This is a genomic window from Curtobacterium sp. MCLR17_036 (genome assembly GCF_003234445.2).
In the GTDB taxonomy this organism is placed as follows: Bacteria; Actinomycetota; Actinomycetes; order Actinomycetales; family Microbacteriaceae; genus Curtobacterium.
The window spans coordinates 1480275-1495989 of record NZ_CP126269.1 but is presented as its reverse complement, the minus strand read 5'-3'; the positions used below and the strand labels follow the sequence as shown (position 1 = coordinate 1495989).

At 72.0% G+C, this 15715-nt stretch carries 12 protein-coding genes; 3 read left to right on the top strand and 9 right to left on the bottom strand.

Going from position 1 to position 15715, the window contains the following annotated elements; translation table 11 throughout:
- Window position 1: 1 nt before the first annotated feature.
- Window positions 2-2053 (top strand): Stk1 family PASTA domain-containing Ser/Thr kinase, encoded by a 2052-nt coding sequence (pknB, locus tag DEI99_RS07100; protein ID WP_111040621.1) that lies wholly within the window; start codon window positions 2-4, stop codon window positions 2051-2053.
- A gap of 573 nt (window positions 2054-2626) precedes the next feature.
- Here the strand turns inward: pknB and DEI99_RS07095 are convergent.
- The 3 genes from DEI99_RS07095 to DEI99_RS07085 form a co-directional block, all read right to left on the bottom strand.
- Entirely contained in the window at window positions 2627-4012 is a 1386-nt protein-coding gene (locus tag DEI99_RS07095) for a class II 3-deoxy-7-phosphoheptulonate synthase (protein WP_111040637.1), read from the bottom strand.
- 88 nt (window positions 4013-4100) lie between these two features.
- On the bottom strand, window positions 4101-4826 hold the full coding sequence (locus tag DEI99_RS07090) for a lysophospholipid acyltransferase family protein (RefSeq protein ID WP_071254525.1): 726 nt from the start codon (window positions 4824-4826) through the stop codon (window positions 4101-4103).
- A gap of 30 nt (window positions 4827-4856) precedes the next feature.
- Window positions 4857-5810, bottom strand: a complete 954-nt coding sequence (locus tag DEI99_RS07085) for an ROK family protein (RefSeq protein ID WP_111040622.1) — start codon at window positions 5808-5810, stop codon at window positions 4857-4859.
- Window positions 5811-5931: 121 nt separating this feature from the next.
- On the opposite strand from DEI99_RS07085, the gene DEI99_RS07080 reads away from it, so the two are divergent.
- Window positions 5932-7833: an AMP-dependent synthetase/ligase gene (locus DEI99_RS07080; protein WP_258369180.1), complete on the top strand. Its 1902-nt coding sequence runs from the start codon at window positions 5932-5934 to the stop codon at window positions 7831-7833.
- Window positions 7834-8074: 241 nt separating this feature from the next.
- On the opposite strand, the gene DEI99_RS07075 is transcribed toward DEI99_RS07080, so the two are convergent.
- The 3 genes from DEI99_RS07075 to DEI99_RS07065 all read right to left on the bottom strand — a co-directional run bounded on the left by DEI99_RS07075 (window position 8075) and on the right by DEI99_RS07065 (window position 12239).
- Window positions 8075-8206: a hypothetical protein gene (locus DEI99_RS07075; protein WP_258369181.1), complete on the bottom strand. Its 132-nt coding sequence runs from the start codon at window positions 8204-8206 to the stop codon at window positions 8075-8077.
- Window positions 8207-8323: 117 nt separating this feature from the next.
- Window positions 8324-8827, bottom strand: a complete 504-nt coding sequence (locus DEI99_RS07070; protein ID WP_111040623.1) for a peptide deformylase — start codon at window positions 8825-8827, stop codon at window positions 8324-8326.
- Window position 8828: 1 nt separating this feature from the next.
- Window positions 8829-12239, bottom strand: a complete 3411-nt coding sequence (locus tag DEI99_RS07065; protein WP_111040624.1) for a pyruvate carboxylase — start codon at window positions 12237-12239, stop codon at window positions 8829-8831.
- Between the two features lie 60 nt (window positions 12240-12299).
- On the opposite strand from DEI99_RS07065, the gene DEI99_RS07060 reads away from it, so the two are divergent.
- Window positions 12300-13112 carry a ParA family protein gene (locus DEI99_RS07060; protein ID WP_071254517.1) on the top strand — a complete coding sequence of 271 codons (813 nt, stop codon included), beginning with the start codon at window positions 12300-12302 and terminating at the stop codon, window positions 13110-13112.
- A gap of 520 nt (window positions 13113-13632) precedes the next feature.
- Here the strand turns inward: DEI99_RS07060 and DEI99_RS07055 are convergent.
- The 3 genes from DEI99_RS07055 to DEI99_RS07045 form a co-directional block, all read right to left on the bottom strand.
- The gene (locus tag DEI99_RS07055; protein WP_071254515.1) at window positions 13633-14193 is read right to left on the bottom strand and encodes a MerR family transcriptional regulator; all 561 of its coding nucleotides are present in this window, start codon (window positions 14191-14193) and stop codon (window positions 13633-13635) included.
- A gap of 184 nt (window positions 14194-14377) precedes the next feature.
- Window positions 14378-15082, bottom strand: coding sequence for a transcriptional regulator FtsR (gene ftsR / locus DEI99_RS07050; RefSeq protein WP_071254514.1), 705 nt, complete (start codon window positions 15080-15082; stop codon window positions 14378-14380).
- On the bottom strand, window positions 15082-15561 hold the full coding sequence (locus tag DEI99_RS07045; RefSeq protein ID WP_111040625.1) for an FHA domain-containing protein: 480 nt from the start codon (window positions 15559-15561) through the stop codon (window positions 15082-15084). Before DEI99_RS07045 ends, ftsR begins: the two co-directional genes overlap by 1 nt.
- Between the last annotated feature and the right edge of the window lie 154 nt (window positions 15562-15715).

The window sequence follows — 15715 nt, the reverse complement described above, 5'->3', positions numbered from 1 at the left end:
GATGAGCACGAACGCCGCCACGGATCCGATGATCGGTCGCATGATCGATCAGCGGTACCGCGTCCGCTCCCGCATCGCGCGCGGGGGCATGGCGACCGTGTACCTCGCGACGGACGTCCGCCTCGAGCGGCGCGTCGCGATCAAGATCATGCACGGGCACCTGGCGGACGACCAGGCGTTCCGGGAGCGCTTCATCCAGGAGGCCCGTTCGGCCGCCCGCCTGTCGCACCCGAACCTCGTCGGCGTCTACGACCAGGGCGCCGAGGACGACACCGCCTACATCGTCATGGAGTACATCCCCGGCATCACGCTGCGGGACCTGCTGCAGGAGCACCACGCCCTGACGCCGGAGCAGGCAACCGACATCCTGCGGGCCGTGCTCGCCGGACTCGCTTCGGCGCACCGCGCCGGCATCGTGCACCGCGACCTCAAGCCCGAGAACGTCCTGCTCGCCGACGACGGCCGGATCAAGCTCGGCGACTTCGGACTCGCCCGAGCCACCACCGCGAACACCGCGACCGGTGCGGCGCTGCTCGGCACGATCGCGTACCTGTCCCCCGAACTCGTCACCCGCGGCGCCGCGGACTCGCGCAGCGACATCTACGCGCTCGGCATCATGCTCTACGAGATGCTCACCGGCGAGCAGCCCTACAAGGGCGAGCAGCCGATGCAGATCGCGTACCAGCACGCCAACGACATCGTGCCGCTGCCGAGCGCCGCGGTCGACGGCGTGCCGCCCGAGCTCGACGACCTCGTCGCCTGGGCGACCGCGCGCAATCCCGACGACCGTCCCCGCGACGCCCGCGAGATGCTCGACCACATGGCCGGCAACCAGCAGCGCGCCACCGGGCAGTACCGGACCGCGGTGCTCCGACCCGAGAACGCCACGGCGATCCTGCCCTCCGGCGGCGGCGGCAGCGTCGGCTCCGGAGCGGGTGCCCCTGCTTCCCCGCCGGCCACCGACGCGACGGCCGTCATCCCGCGCGACCGCGCCACCGACCCCGGTCGTGCGGCGCGGGGCCGGAACGCGCCGCCCGGACCCCGGCGCACCGGTTCGCAGCCGGGAGCGCTCTCCCCCGCCGCGCAACGTCTGGCCGACCTGTCCGGCAAGCGGCGGAAGCGCGGCTGGGCCGCCCTGGCGATCGTCGTCGTGCTCGCCCTCGTCGCCGCCGGCATCGCCTTCTGGTTCGGGCCGGGCCCCGGTGGCAACGTGCGGATCCCGGCGGTCGCGGGCAAGTCGGTCTCACAGGCCCGACAGCTGCTCGAAGCGCAGGGCCTGCACACGGCGTCGAAGACCGGGACACGGTTCGACGCCGTCGTCGCGAAGGGACAGGTGTCGGCCACGGAACCGGCCGCGGCGCGCGAGGTCCGGAAGGGCACCGCCGTCCGGATCGTCGTGTCGAACGGTCCGCGGATGATCGCGCTCCCGGCGATCGTCGGCCAGCCGCTGTCCACCGTCACCGCCGCCCTCGACGACGACTTCGAGCTGCAGGACGACCGCTACCAGTTCTCCGCCGACGCCCCCGAGGACACCGTCATCGCGGCCACCGGGCGCGGCGCCGACGGCGAACGCCTCGACCTGAGCACCGTGAAGGCCTACGGGGAGACCGGGCCGGTCACCCTGACGGTCTCCCTCGGTCCGGTCCCGGACCTCGCGGGCAAGACCGTCGAGCAGGCCACGGCAGCGCTCGACGACGTCGGCCTGGTGCTCGGCGCGCAGACCGAGGAGTACGACGAGTCCGTGCCGCAGGGGCAGATCGTGTCCGCCGCGGTGCAGGACTCCCCGGCCGTCCGCGGCAGCACCGTCGACGTCGTCGTGTCGAAGGGTCCGACGCCCATCGTCATCCCCGAGGACGGCGTCGTCGGCGCGACCATCAACGAGGCCACGGCGACCCTGCGCGGACTCGGACTCCAGGTCTCGGTGCCGGACTGCACGAACATCCTCTGCGGCTTCTACGACTGGAAGTCGAAGCTCCCCGTCACCGGCACGGACCCGGGCGTCGGCGCCACCGTGCACCGGGGCGACACCGTCACCCTCGCCTACGACCAGTAGCGGGGCGAGCAATCCGGCCCACCATGGCGACACACGTCCGCCTGGTCTTGCCGAATGCTTCGCCAAAGCGGCAGTCCGGCGCCACACATCAGCGGCACACTGTCGCTTTCGCGGAACGGCACCGCCGGCACCGCCGCCGCTGCCGCAGGGGCCGGGGCGAGACGGGCAGCGGAAAGTCCCGCGAGAGCGACAGTCTGACGCCACACATCGGCGGGACACTGTCGCTTTCGCGGAACGGGACCGCCAGCGCCGCCGCCTCCGGGGCCGCGGCCGGGCCCGGGCCGGGCGCGCAGCGGAAAGTCCCGCGAGAGCGACAGTCCGGCGCCACATCGGCGGGACACTGTCGCTCCCGCGGGACGGTAGGGCGGGTGGCCGCATCGGACGCGCGCGGCGGGCAGTGGACGCGACCGGCACGGCGGACGGGAGGCGCGGTGCGGGCCCGCCACGGGCCTCCCGTCCGGCCCGCGGAAGCGACAGGACCAGGGAAGCGACACGACCCCGGAAGCGACAGGACCCCGCGAACTGCTCGCGGGGTCCTGTCGCTCTGCCGGGACCGACCCGACCCGTGTCGCGCTAGGCGCGGACGTGCGGGTGCGCGCCGAGCTCCTCGGCCACCAGGAAGGCGAGCTCGAGCGACTGCATGTGGTTGAGCCGCGGGTCGCACAGCGACTCGTAGCGGGTCGCCAGGGTGGCCTCGTCGATGTGCTCCGAGCCGCCGAGGCACTCGGTGACGTCGTCGCCGGTGAGCTCGACGTGCATGCCGCCGGGGTAGGTGCCGACCTGACGGTGCGCCTCGAAGAAGCCGAGCACCTCGTCGACGACGTCGTCGAAGCGCCGCGTCTTGTAGCCCGTGGGCGTGGTGAGGCCGTTGCCGTGCATCGGGTCGGTGACCCACAGCGGGTTCGCGTCCATGCCCTTGATCGCCTCGAGCAGCTTCGGCAGCTCGTCGCGGATCTTGCCGGCGCCCATGCGGGTGATGAACGTCAGGCGACCGGGCTCGCGGTTCGGGTCGAGCTTGTCGACCAGGGCCTGCATGTCGTCGACGCTCGTCGTCGGGCCGAGCTTCACGCCGATCGGGTTCCGGACGCGGGACAGGAAGTCCACGTGGGCACCGTCGAGGTCACGCGTGCGCTCCCCGATCCAGATGAAGTGGCCCGAGGTGTCGTACGCCTGGCCGGACCGGGAGTCGATGCGGGTCATCGGGCGCTCGTAGTCCATGAGCAGGCCCTCGTGCGAAGCGTAGAACTCGACGTTCTTCAGGGCATCGAAGTCCGCGCCGCAAGCCGCCATGAAGCGGATGGCACGGTCGATCTCCTGCGCCAGGTGCTCGTACCGGGCGTTCGCCGGGTTCGACGCGAAGCCCTTGTTCCACGAGTGCACCTGGCGCAGGTCGGCGAACCCGCCCTGCGTGAAGGCGCGGACGAGGTTCAGGGTCGACGCGGCGGTGTGGTACCCCTGCACCAGGCGGCGCGGGTCGGCCTGTCGGCTCTCCGGGGTGAAGTCGTAGCCGTTCACGATGTCGCCGCGGTAGGCCGGCAGTGTGACGTCACCACGGGTCTCGAAGTCGCTCGAGCGTGGCTTGGCGAACTGGCCGGCCATGCGCCCCATCTTGATGACGGGCATCGAGGCGCCGTACGTGAGCACGACGGCCATCTGCAGGATCGTCTTGACGCGGTCGCGGATGGAGTCGGCGGTGGCACCGGCGAAGGTCTCGGCGCAGTCGCCGCCCTGCAGCAGGAACGCCTTGCCCTGGGCTGCGGCGGCGAGCCGCTCGCGCAGCTTGTCGACCTCGCCGGCGAAGACGAGCGGCGGCAACGTGGCGATCTCGGCCGAGGCGGCCTCGGCAGCGGCGGGGTCCGGCCAGGTCGGCTGCTGCTTGATCGGCAGGGTGCGCCAGTGGTCCAGGCCCTCGATCGCGTCCGGATCCTGCAGGGCGACGAAGTCGGGCGACTCGGACAAGGGCGGTACCTCGGTGTTCTGTGCGATCGGCGCGGCGTGCACGTCGGCGACGCCGTGCGCCCCAGGCGGGTGCCGGGACCATCAGAGCCTAACGTGCGGGCGTGCTCCCGCGTTCCCGCATGACGGCCTCGCGCGCGGAGCTCGCACGCTCCTTGACGCTCGTCGCGTAGACGTCGACGTACTCCTGGCGGCTCAGGCCGGCGAGCTCGTGCATGACCTCGTCGGTGACGCTGCGCAGGATGAAGCGGTCCGTCTCGAACCCCTGGAAGCGCGAGAAGTCGAGCGGCTTGCCGAACACGACGCCGACGCGCTTGATCTTCGGGAACTTCTGCCCGATCTGCTGGACCTCACGCGTGCCCACCATCGCGACCGGGACGACGAGCACGCGGCCCTCGAGGATCATCCGCGCGATGCCGGTGCGACCCCGGTACAGCTTGCCGTCGGGGCTGCGGGTCCCCTCGGGGTAGATGCCGAGCTGCTCGCCGCGGGCCAGGACCTGCAGTCCGGTGCGCAGGGACGCCTCGGACGCCTTGCCGCCGGAGCGGTCGATGGGCAGCTGGCCGATCGCGTTGAAGAACGTCTTCGTCGCCCACCCCTTCAGGCCGCGCCCGGTGAAGTAGTCGCTCTTCGCCAGGAACGACAGCCGCCGGTCGAGCACCGCGGGCAGGATCACCGAGTCGATGAACGAGATGTGGTTCGACGCGAAGATGACCGGTCCGGTCGTCGGCACGTTCTCGCGGCCGATCACCCACGGACGGAACAGGGTGAGGATGAGCGGGCCGAGCACGAAGTTCTTCAGCAGCCAGTAGGTCATCGACGACTCCAGGTGGTGGGTGGCCCGACCCTACGCCGTCCGGGCGTGGATCCGGGCGAGGTCGGCCGCGCCGACGACGCCCGCGTCGTTCACGAGCTCGGCGATCACGAAGTCGGGCTCCGGGTGGTAGCCCCGCGCCGGCAGGTTGTTGAGGTACGCCTGCTTGATCGGGTCGAGCAGCCGGTCCCCCGCGCTCGCGACCCCGCCGCCGAACACGAACAGCTGCGGGTCGAGCACCGCGGACAGCGACGCGCAGGCCTCGCCGAGGTGCCGGCCCAGACGGCGGAGCGCCGCGAGGGCACCCGGGTCGTCGGCCAGGATGAGGTCGCCGACGATCCCGCCGTCGAGCTGCCCGCCGTTGGCGGCTCGGGCGTCGGCGAGGGCCGACCCGATGCCGCCGGCGTCGGCGACGTCGTTCGCCATGCGCTGGAGCGCGCGGCCGGAGCCGTACTGCTCGATGCAGCCGCGGGCGCCGCAGCCGCAGGGCAGGCCGTTCGGCACGATGCGCAGGTGCCCGATCTCACCGCCGGTGCCGAAGCCGCCGCGGAACAGGCGGTCCTCGGTGACGATCGCGCCGCCGACCCCGGTGCCGATGGTGAGCATGGTCATGTCCGACACGAGTCGCCCGGCGCCGAACCGGAACTCGGCCCAGCCGGCGGCGTTCGCGTCGTTGTCGACGGTGATGTGCAGGTCGCCGAGGCGCTGCTGCAGCTTCTGCCGCAGGGGCTCGTTCCGCCACCGGATGTTCGGCGTGTAGTAGACGATCGACTGCGACGCGTCGATGAAGCCCGGTGCGGCGACGCCGACCGCTCCCACGTCGCTCGTCGCGCGGAGCCGCGAGACCATCGCGACCACGTCGTCCAGCATGGCGTCCGGGTCCGCAGCGTTGGTGGCCACGCGGTCCTCGGCGATGATCTCGCCCAGTTCCGTCACGACCGCCCCCGCGATCTTGGTGCCCCCGATGTCGATTCCGATGGCCTGCACGGAGAACGAGCCTACCCGTTCGTCCGGGACCCACGGAACGCCCGGTGACGCGTCCTATGCTGAGCGTGTCGTCTCGAGGACGAGTCGACACCGAATCGAACCGGCAGACAAGGGAGTCACCGTGAACGATCAGCGGCCCGCACCGCGCAGCACCCCGACCCCGGACCGCGCCCGGTCCGCCTCCGGCAGCAGCACCGGCACCGGTCCGGTCGCCCCCGACCACGGCTCCGCCGCCCGGCTGCTCGAGGCCCGGGCCGCCAGCACGCCGGACCGACCGGTCCTCGCGCAGCGCCACGGCGACTCGTGGAGCACCGTCACCGCCGCCGAGACGCTCGCACGCGTCCGCGGCATCGCGAAGGGGTTCGTCGCCGCCGGCCTGGCGCCGGGTGCCCACGTGGCGATCCTCTCCCGCACCCGCATGGAGTGGACCCTCGTCGACTTCGCCCTGTGGCAGGCGGGCCTGGTGTCCGTCCCGGTCTACGAGACGAGCTCCCCCGACCAGGTCCGCTGGATCCTGTCCGACTCCGAGGCGGTCGCGATCGTCGTCGAGCAGGAGGAGCACGCGCGCCGCGTCGCCTCGATCGCGCCGGACCTGCCGCACCTCGGGCAGCACTGGACGATCGACGGGGGCGGCCTCGACGACCTGGTCCGGCTCGGCGAGCACGTCACCGACGACGAACTCGACGCCAGGACCGCGGACGTGCACGGACACGACGACGCCACGATCATCTACACGTCGGGCACCACCGGCCGGCCGAAGGGCTGCGTGCTCCGGCACGACAACTTCACCGCCACGGTCGAGGGCGCGAGCGAGGCCATGCCCGAGGTGGTCGCCGACGGGTCCTCCACCCTGCTCTTCATCCCGATGGCCCACGTCTTCGCCCGGTTCATCGCGGTCATGTCGATCTCGACGGGCGTCTTGGTCGGCCACGAGCCGGACACGAAGGACCTCATGCGTGCGGTCTCGACCTTCCGCCCGACGTTCCTGCTCGCGGTGCCGCGCGTGTTCGAGAAGATCTACAACTCCGCCGAGCAGAAGGCCGACCTCGGCGGCCGCGGCCGGGTGTTCCGCGCGGCGGCGGCCACCGCGGTCGCGCACTCCGAGGCCGTCGCGGCCGGCCGGGTGCCCCTGGGCCTCGCGCTGCGCTTCCGGCTGTTCGACAAGCTCGTCTACGCCAGGCTCCGCGACGCCCTCGGCGGCCGCACCCGGTACGCGGTCAGCGGCTCGGCGCCGCTCTCACCGCGGCTGTCGCACTTCTTCCGCTCGATCGGCGTGCTCATCCTCGAGGGCTACGGCCTGACCGAGACGACGGCCCCGGCGACCGTGAACCGCGCCACCGACCTGCGCATCGGGTCGGTCGGCCCCGCCCTGCCCGGCGTCGAGGTCCGCATCGCCGACGACGGCGAGATCCTCATCCGCGGCGTCGACGTCTTCGACCGCTACTGGCACAACGAGGAGGCCACGGCATCCGCCTTCGTTGACGGCTGGTTCCGCACCGGTGACCTCGGCCGACTCGACGGCGACGGCGTGCTCACCGTCACCGGCCGGGCCAAGGAGCTCATCGTCACCGCGAGCGGCAAGAACGTCGCGCCCGCGCCCCTCGAGGACGGCATCCGCGAGCACCCGCTCGTCGGACAGGTCGTCGTGGTCGGCGAGGGCAAGCCCTTCGTCGCCGCGCTCGTCACCCTGGACCGCGACATGCTGCCCGGTTGGTGCGAGAGCCGGGGCATCTCGCCGGCGCTCGAGCCCGGCGCCGCGACCCGCGACGACCGGGTGCTGGCCGCCGTGCAGGAGGCCGTGGACGCCGCGAACGGACGGGTCTCGCGCGCCGAGTCGGTGCGGTCCTTCACGATCCTCGACGCGGACCTCACCGAGGCTTCGGGGCACCTCACCCCGAAGCTCACGATCAAGCGCGCGGTGGTGCTCCGCGACTTCGCCGCGGACGTCGAGCACATCTACTCGGGGTCGAAGGTGCAGACGACGGCGACGCCGGTCGTCGAGGGCCGGCGCCGTCGCGCGTAGGGGGCCGTCCCGCGCGTGGGACGGCATTCCGCGCGTGGGAGGTCGATTCGCGCGTGGGCGGACGATTCGCCCGTAGGAGGACGGAAGTTCTGCCCTCCGACGCGCGGATCACCTTCTCATCTCGCGTTCGATGGGCAGGAACGTCCGTCCTGACGAATCGGAGGCCTGGTGCCGGTCCCAGAGACCGGCACCGGGCCTCCAGAGCATCACGGATGCGCGCGGGGCGCGACCCGCATCTGCGTCAGCGGTCCGTCGTCTGCTGGGCGTCCGGGTCGTCGAGGACGGCCGTCGAGCCGGTCGGGGTCTGGCCCTGCTCCGGGCGGAGGTTCGTGCGGGTGCGGTGCGAGCTGAGCTCGTCGTTCTGGGGTGCCATGGTGCGTCCTGTGGTGTGGGAGACCGTGTCGGCGGGGTGACCGACCCGCACACGGTACCCCGTCGGCGCGACGCGACGACAATCCCGCTTCCGGGTGTCACCGGAACGGGCGTCCGATCAGTGGAACCAGTCCTGCGCGCGGATGTCACGCAACGCCTGACGCCGGACCTCGGGGTCGAGGGTCATCACGTAGACGGTGCCGTCGAGGTGGTCGACCTCGTGCTGGAGCGCCTCGGCCATGAGCCCGGTGCCCTCGAGCACGACCTCGTTCCCGTCGACGTCGACCCCGCGCACCTTGGCGTACGGGTGCCGACGGGTCGGGTAGCCGAGGCCGGGGACGGACAGGCAGCCCTCCTCCATGAGCTCGGGCTCGCCGGAGACCTCGACGACCTCGGGGTTGAGCACGTAGCCGACCTCGCCGTCCACGTTGTACGAGAACGCACGGAGTCCGACGCCGATCTGGGGCGCGGCCACGCCGGCACGTCCGGGTTCCTTGACGGTGTCGACGAGGTCCTGCACGAGGTCGCGGACCCCCTGGCTGCCGAGGGACTCGGGTCGGATCGGGTCCGCCGGGGAACGGAGGACGGGGTCGCCGAACAGGCGGATGGGACGGACGGTCAATTTACTGCAGCACCACCAACAGGTCGCCGGCGTCCACCTGCTGGGTCGCCGGGATCGCGAGACGGCCGACGGTGCCCGACACGGGCGCCGTGATGGCCGCTTCCATCTTCATCGCCTCGATGGTCGCCACGGGCGTGCCCGCCTCGACGACGTCACCGACGGCGACCTTGAGCGTCACCACGCCGGAGAACGGCGCGGCCATGTGCTTCGGGTCGGACGGGTCGGCCTTCTCGGCGGCCTTCGTCTCGACCTCGACCGAACGGTCGCGGACCGACACCGGGCGGAGCTGCCCGTTCATCGTCGCCATGACCGTGCGGATGCCCTTGTCGTCCACCTCGCCGATCGCCTCGAGCCCGACGAACAGGTCGACGCCCCGGCCGAGCGGGACGACGTGCTCCTGGCCGGGACGCAGCCCGTACAGGTAGTCGACCGTCGGCACGACGGACAGGTCGCCGTACTGCTCGCGGACACGGGCGAACTGCTGGGTGGGCTGCGGGAAGAGCAGGCGGTTGAGGGCCTGCTGCCGCTCGGGGCCGGGGGTCTCGAGGTGCGCGCGCTCGGCGTCGGGCACCGGGGCGATCTCGAGTCGGACGTCGCGGCCTGCCAGGACCTTCGAGCGGAACGGCTCGGGCCAGCCGCCGGGCAGGTCGCCGAGTTCACCGGCCATGAACCCGACCACGGAGTCCGGGACGTCGTACTTGTCAGGGTTCTGCTCGAAGTCGGCCGGGTCGGCGCCGACCGCGGCGAGCTGCAGTGCGAGGTCGCCGACGACCTTCGACGACGGCGTCACCTTGGTCGGGCGGCCGAGGATCCGGTTCGCCGCGGCGTACCAGTCCTCGACCTGCTCGAAGCGGTCGCCGAGGCCGAGGGCGATCGCCTGCTGCCGGAGGTTCGACAGCTGGCCACCAGGGATCTCGTGCTGGTAGACGCGACCCGTCGGCCCGGCCAGCCCCGACTCGAAGGGGGCGTAGGCGCGGCGGACGGCCTCCCAGTAGGGCTCGAGGTCACCGACCGCGCCGAGCGACAGACCGGTGTCGCGCTCGGTGTGCGCCAGGGCGGCGACCAGGGCGGACATGCTCGGCTGGCTCGTCGTGCCGGCCATCGGCGCGGACGCGACGTCGACGGCGTCGGCACCGGCCCGCGCGGCGGCGAGGAGCGTCGCGAGCTGCCCGCCCGCGGTGTCGTGCGTGTGCACGTGCACCGGCTGGTCGAAGCGCTCGCGCAGCGCACCGACGAGCTTCTCGGCCGCACCGGCGCGGAGCAGGCCGGCCATGTCCTTGATCCCGATGACGTGGGCGCCCGCCTCGACCATCTGCTCCGCGAGCCGGAGGTAGTAGTCGAGCGTGTAGAGCTCCTCGGCCGGGTCGAGCAGGTCGGCGGTGTAGCAGAGCGCGGCCTCGGCGACGGCCGTGCCGGTCGCGAGCACCGCCTCGAGCGCCGGGCGCATCTGGCTGACGTCGTTCAGCGCGTCGAACACCCGGAACACGTCGACACCGCTCCGTGCGGCCTCGTCGACGAACGCGTCGGTGACCTCGGTCGGGTACGGCGTGTAGCCGACCGTGTTGCGACCGCGCAGCAGCATCTGCACCGGGATGTTCGGCATCGCCTGCCGCAGCGAGGCCAGGCGCTCCCAGGGGTCCTCGCCGAGGAACCGCAGGGCGACGTCGTACGTCGCGCCGCCCCACGCCTCGACGCTGAGCAGCTGCGGGGTGAGCCGGGCGACGTACGGCGCCACCGCGACGAGGTCCTTGGTCCGGACCCGGGTGGCGAGGAGCGACTGGTGCGCGTCGCGCATCGTCGTCTCGGTGACCGCCAGGGCCGTCTGCGCGCGGAGTCCCCGCGCCCACTCGGCCGGCCCCACCGCCAGCAGGCGGTCGCGCTGGCCCTCGGGCACCGCGGTGCCCAGGTCGACGTCGGGCAGCTTGACGCCCGGGTCGACGACGAGCGGCGACCGTTCACCGTTCGGCTTGTTCACCGTCACGTCGGCGAGCCAGTTGAGCACCTTCGTGCCGCGGTCCTTCGAGACGTGGCCACCGAGCAGCTGCGGACGCTCCTCGATGAACTTCGTCGACACGTCGCCGCGGGCGAAGTCCGGGTCCTCGAGCACGGCCTGCAGGAACGGGATGTTCGTGCTCACGCCACGGATGCGGAACTCGGCGAGGGCTCGCTTCGCGCGCGCCACCGCCGCGGGGAAGTCACGACCGCGGCACGTCATCTTGGCGAGCATCGAGTCGAAGTGCGGGCTGATCTGCGCGCCGGTGGCGACCGTGCCGCCGTCGAGGCGCACGCCCGCGCCGCCCGGGCTGCGGTAGGTGCTGATCCGGCCGGTGTCCGGGCGGAAGCCCTGCGTCGGGTCCTCCGTCGTGATGCGGGTCTGCAGCGCCGCCCCGTGCACGCGGACGGTGTCCTGCGACAGCCCGAGGTCGGCGAGCGACTCGCCCGAGGCGATCCGCATCTGCGACTGCACGAGGTCGACGTCGGTGACCTCCTCGGTCACGGTGTGCTCGACCTGGATGCGCGGGTTCATCTCGATGAAGACGTGCTGGCCGGCGCGCTCGCCCTCGGTGTCGAGCAGGAACTCGACCGTGCCGGCGTTGACGTACCCGATCGACCGGGCGAACGCCACGGCGTCGCGGTGCAGCGCCTGCGCGATCGCGGGGTCGAGGTCCGGCGCCGGGGCGATCTCGACGACCTTCTGGTTGCGCCGCTGCACCGAGCAGTCGCGCTCGAACAGGTGGATCGTGCCGGCGTCGGTGCCGGTCGCGTCGGCGAGGATCTGGACCTCGATGTGCCGCGGCCGGATGACGGCCTGCTCGAGGAACATCGTCGGGTCGCCGAAGGCGCTGTCGGCCTCGCGCATCGCGGCCTCGAGGGCGTCGCGGAGCTCGGCCTTCGTCTCGACCCGGCGCATGCCGCGCCCGCCGCCACCGGCGACGGCCTTCGCGAACACCGGGAACCCGATGGCGTCGGCGCCGGCCACGAGCTCGTCGACGTCGCGGCTCGCCGGCGTGCTCGCCAGGACCGGGACCCCGGCCGCGATGGCGTGCTCCTTCGCGGTGACCTTGTTGCCGGCCATCTCGAGCACGTGCTCCCCCGGACCGATGAACGTGATGCCGGCGGCCGCAGCCGCTGCCGCCAGCTCCGGGTTCTCGGACAGGAAGCCGTAGCCGGGGTAGATCGCGTCGGCACCGGACTCCCGCGCCACGCGGACGATCTCGGCGACGTCGAGGTAGGCCCGGACCGGGTGTCCCCGCTCACCGATGCGGTACGCCTCGTCGGCCTTCAGCCGGTGCAGCGAGTTGCGGTCCTCGTACGGGTAGACGGCGACCGTCTGCGCCCCGAGTTCGTACGCAGCGCGGAATGCTCGGATGGCGATCTCGCCACGGTTCGCGACCAGGATCTTGCTGAACACGAGGTCCCTTTCAGCCCGGGTTGAGGTGGGACAACCCTATCGGCGGTAACGTGGCTCACCGTGCATGTACTCAGCGTGAGCTCCCTCAAGGGTGGTGTCGGCAAGACGACGGTGACGCTCGGCCTGACTTCGGCCGCGTTCGCCAAGGGACTGCGCACGCTGGTGGTGGATCTCGACCCGCAGTCCGACGTCTCGACCGGCCTCGACATCAACATCGCCGGACACCTCAACGTGGCCGACGTGCTCGAGAACCCGAAGGAGAAGATCGTCCGCCAGGCGATCGCCCCGTCGGGCTGGACGAAGGGCTCGCAGGGCAAGATCGACGTCATGGTCGGGTCGCCCTCCGCCATCAACTTCGACGGCCCGCACCCCTCCATCCGCGACATCTGGAAGCTCGAGGAGGCCCTGGCCAACGTCGAGCAGGACTACGAGCTCGTGCTCATCGACTGCGCGCCGTCCCTGAACGCCCTCACGCGCACCGCGTGGGCCGCATCGGACCGCGTCACCGTCGTCACCGAGCCCGGTCTCTTCTCCGTCGCCGCCGCCGACCGTGCCCTGCGGGCCATCGAGGAGATCCGCCGCGGCCTCTCCCCCCGACTGCAGCCGCTCGGCATCATCGTGAACCGCGCCCGCGTGCAGTCCCTCGAGCACCAGTTCCGCATCAAGGAGCTCCGGGACATGTTCGGCCCCCTCGTGCTCTCCCCCCAGCTGCCCGAGCGCACCTCGCTCCAGCAGGCCCAGGGCGCCGCGAAGCCCCTGCACGTCTGGCCGGGCGAGTCCGCGCAGGAGATGGCGAAGAACTTCGACCAGCTGCTCGAGCGCATCATGCGCACGGGCAAGATCGGCCCGTACGCCGAGGGCGGCGCCGCGTAGGTCGTCGCGGTCGGGCGGTCACGACGTGCCGCTCACCTCCGCCGAGGGGTCACCACCTGTCGGTCGGCAACGTCGCAGACGACAGTTCGTGACCGTTCGACGAGGTGCCGACGGCGGTTCGAGACCACTCGGCGTCTGCCAGGAGGCCCACCCCGGCCCCGGCAGACACGCCCGACTCCGGCTCGCCCACCGGCTCGCCCAGCGGTCACGACGTGGCGCTCACGTCCGCCGAGCGGTCACCAACTGTCGGTCGGCAACGTCGCAGGCGACAGTTCCTGACCACTCGACGAGGTGCACCCGGCGGTTCGCGACCACTCGGCGACTGTGGGGAGGCCCACCCCGGCCCCGGCAGACACGCCCGACTCCGGCATGCTCAGCGGTCACGACATGCCGCTCACGTCCGCCGAGGGGTCACCAACTGTCGGTCGGCAACGGCGCAGGCGACAGTTCGTGACCACTCGGCGACACGCACACGGCAGTTCGTGACCACTCGGGCCGAGCCGCAGGGACGAGAACCTGGTCAGGACGCGCGCGTCGCCCGGCGAGCGGCGAGCTCGTCGGCCGGGTCCGCCGCGGCGGTGGCGTCGAGCTCGACCAGGGAGCTCTCGACCTCGCGCAGGACCTTGCCGACCGCGATGCCGAAGACGCCCTGGCCGCGGGACACGAGGTCGATGACCTCGTCGTCGGAGGTGCAGAGGTAGACCGAGGCCCCGTCGGACATCAGGGTGGTCTGGGCGAGGTCCGACACGCCCGACTCGCGGAGCTGGTTCACGGCGGTGCGGATCTGCTGCAGGGAGATGCCGGTGTCGAGCAGGCGCTTGACGAGCTTGAGGACCAGGATGTCGCGGAAGCCGTACAGGCGCTGCGACCCGGAGCCGGCGGCCCCGCGGATCGTCGGCTGCACGAGTTCGGTGCGGGCCCAGTAGTCGAGCTGGCGGTAGGAGATGCCGGCTGCCCGGGCGGCGACGGTGCCGCGGTAGCCGTTCTGCTCGTCGTGCTCGGGCAGGCCATCGGTGAAGAGCAGCCCGAGGTCGTACCGGGTCGTGTCCGACTCGGTGCCAGGGGTGTCGTTCCCACTCATGAGCTTGCCTTCCACGACGATCGAGCTCCCACCCGAACGTTCAATGACGGGTTGAGAGTTGTTCCGAGGTCCACGGTAGCGACTCCGACCGCTCCCACGCGGGACATCCGACCCGGCGCGTCCGGCGTGTCGAGGATACGCCCCACCTTCCGACACACAAGCCCCCGCGGAGCGCCCGACAGCGTCATGTGTCGAGTCGACCGATGGCGGCGCGGATGAGGTTCGAGCGGATGACCTCGAGGTGCCCCGCGATCTCACGCGCGGCCTCGGCGGCCTTCGCCCGCGAGGTCGCGTCGCCGCGTCGCGACACCGGCATGAGCGCGGACTCGATGAGCCCGACCTCGCGCTCGGCGGTGCTGCGGAGCGTGCGGAGGTGACGCGGTTCGATGCCGGTGCGCTGCAGGTCGACGAGCGCCTTGAGCACCGACACGCTCGCCTCGTCGTAGGTCTCGGTCGCGGGCAGCAGCGACGCCGACACCGCGTCGGCGAGCAGCATCGGCGACGCGCCGGCGGCCCGGACGGTCTCGTCGCGGGTGTAGCGGCGCTCCCGACCGAGCATCGACGGCCGGGGAGCATCGCCGCCGCCGGGCAGGACCGGCTCGCGACCGGCGTCGAGGTCGGCAAGGTAGTCCTTGATGACCTTGAGCGGCAGGTAGTGGTCGCGCTGCAGGCCGAGCACGACGCGGAGCCGGTCCACGTCGGCGGGCGAGAACTTGCGGTAGCCGCTCGCCGTGCGGATCGGGGTGACGAGTTCGCGCTCCTCGAGGAAGCGGAGCTTCGAGCTCGACAGGTCCGGGAACTCGGGCTTGAGGCGCGCGAGGACCTGCCCGATGGTGAGCAGGTCCGGTGCCGCGTTCCCCGCCCGGGCCGCAGCGGACCGTGCGGCCACTACGCGGTCGCCAGGCGCGCCAGGTCGACCCGGGAGGCGTAGAACGTCAGGCGGAACTTGCCCACCTGGACCTCGGCACCGTCGGTGAGCGGCGCCTCGTCGATGCGCACGCCGTCGAAGTAGGTGCCGTTGAGGGAGCCGTTGTCCTTCACGGTGAAGGCCGTGCCGTGCCGCAGGAACTGCGCGTGCTTGCGGGAGACGGTGACGTCGTCGAGGAAGATGTCGGCGTCGGGGTGCCGGCCGGCCGTCGTGACGTCGGAGTCGAGGAGGAACCGCGCGCCCACGTTCGGGCCGCGTCGGACCACGAGCAACGCCGAACCGGACGGCAGTGCGTTGACGGCGTCGCGTTCCTCGGTCGAGACTCCGGACTCGGCGGTGAGCGCCGCGCCCATGTCCATGCTGAAGGTCAGCGTGGTGTCGACCAGCCGCTGCTCCGGGGTCTTCTGACCGTCGGGCTGCGGGACCACTGGATCTGGCATCGGTGGACCTCCTCCTCTTGGCCCACAAGCGTATCGGAAAGAAGTGCCCGAACCACAGCCCCGAACGGGGCTGTGGACAGCGTCCGCGCTCCGCGAACGCCGCACGGGCCCTGCAGGTCCCCCGACATGCGGACGGGAGGCGCGGTGCGGGCCG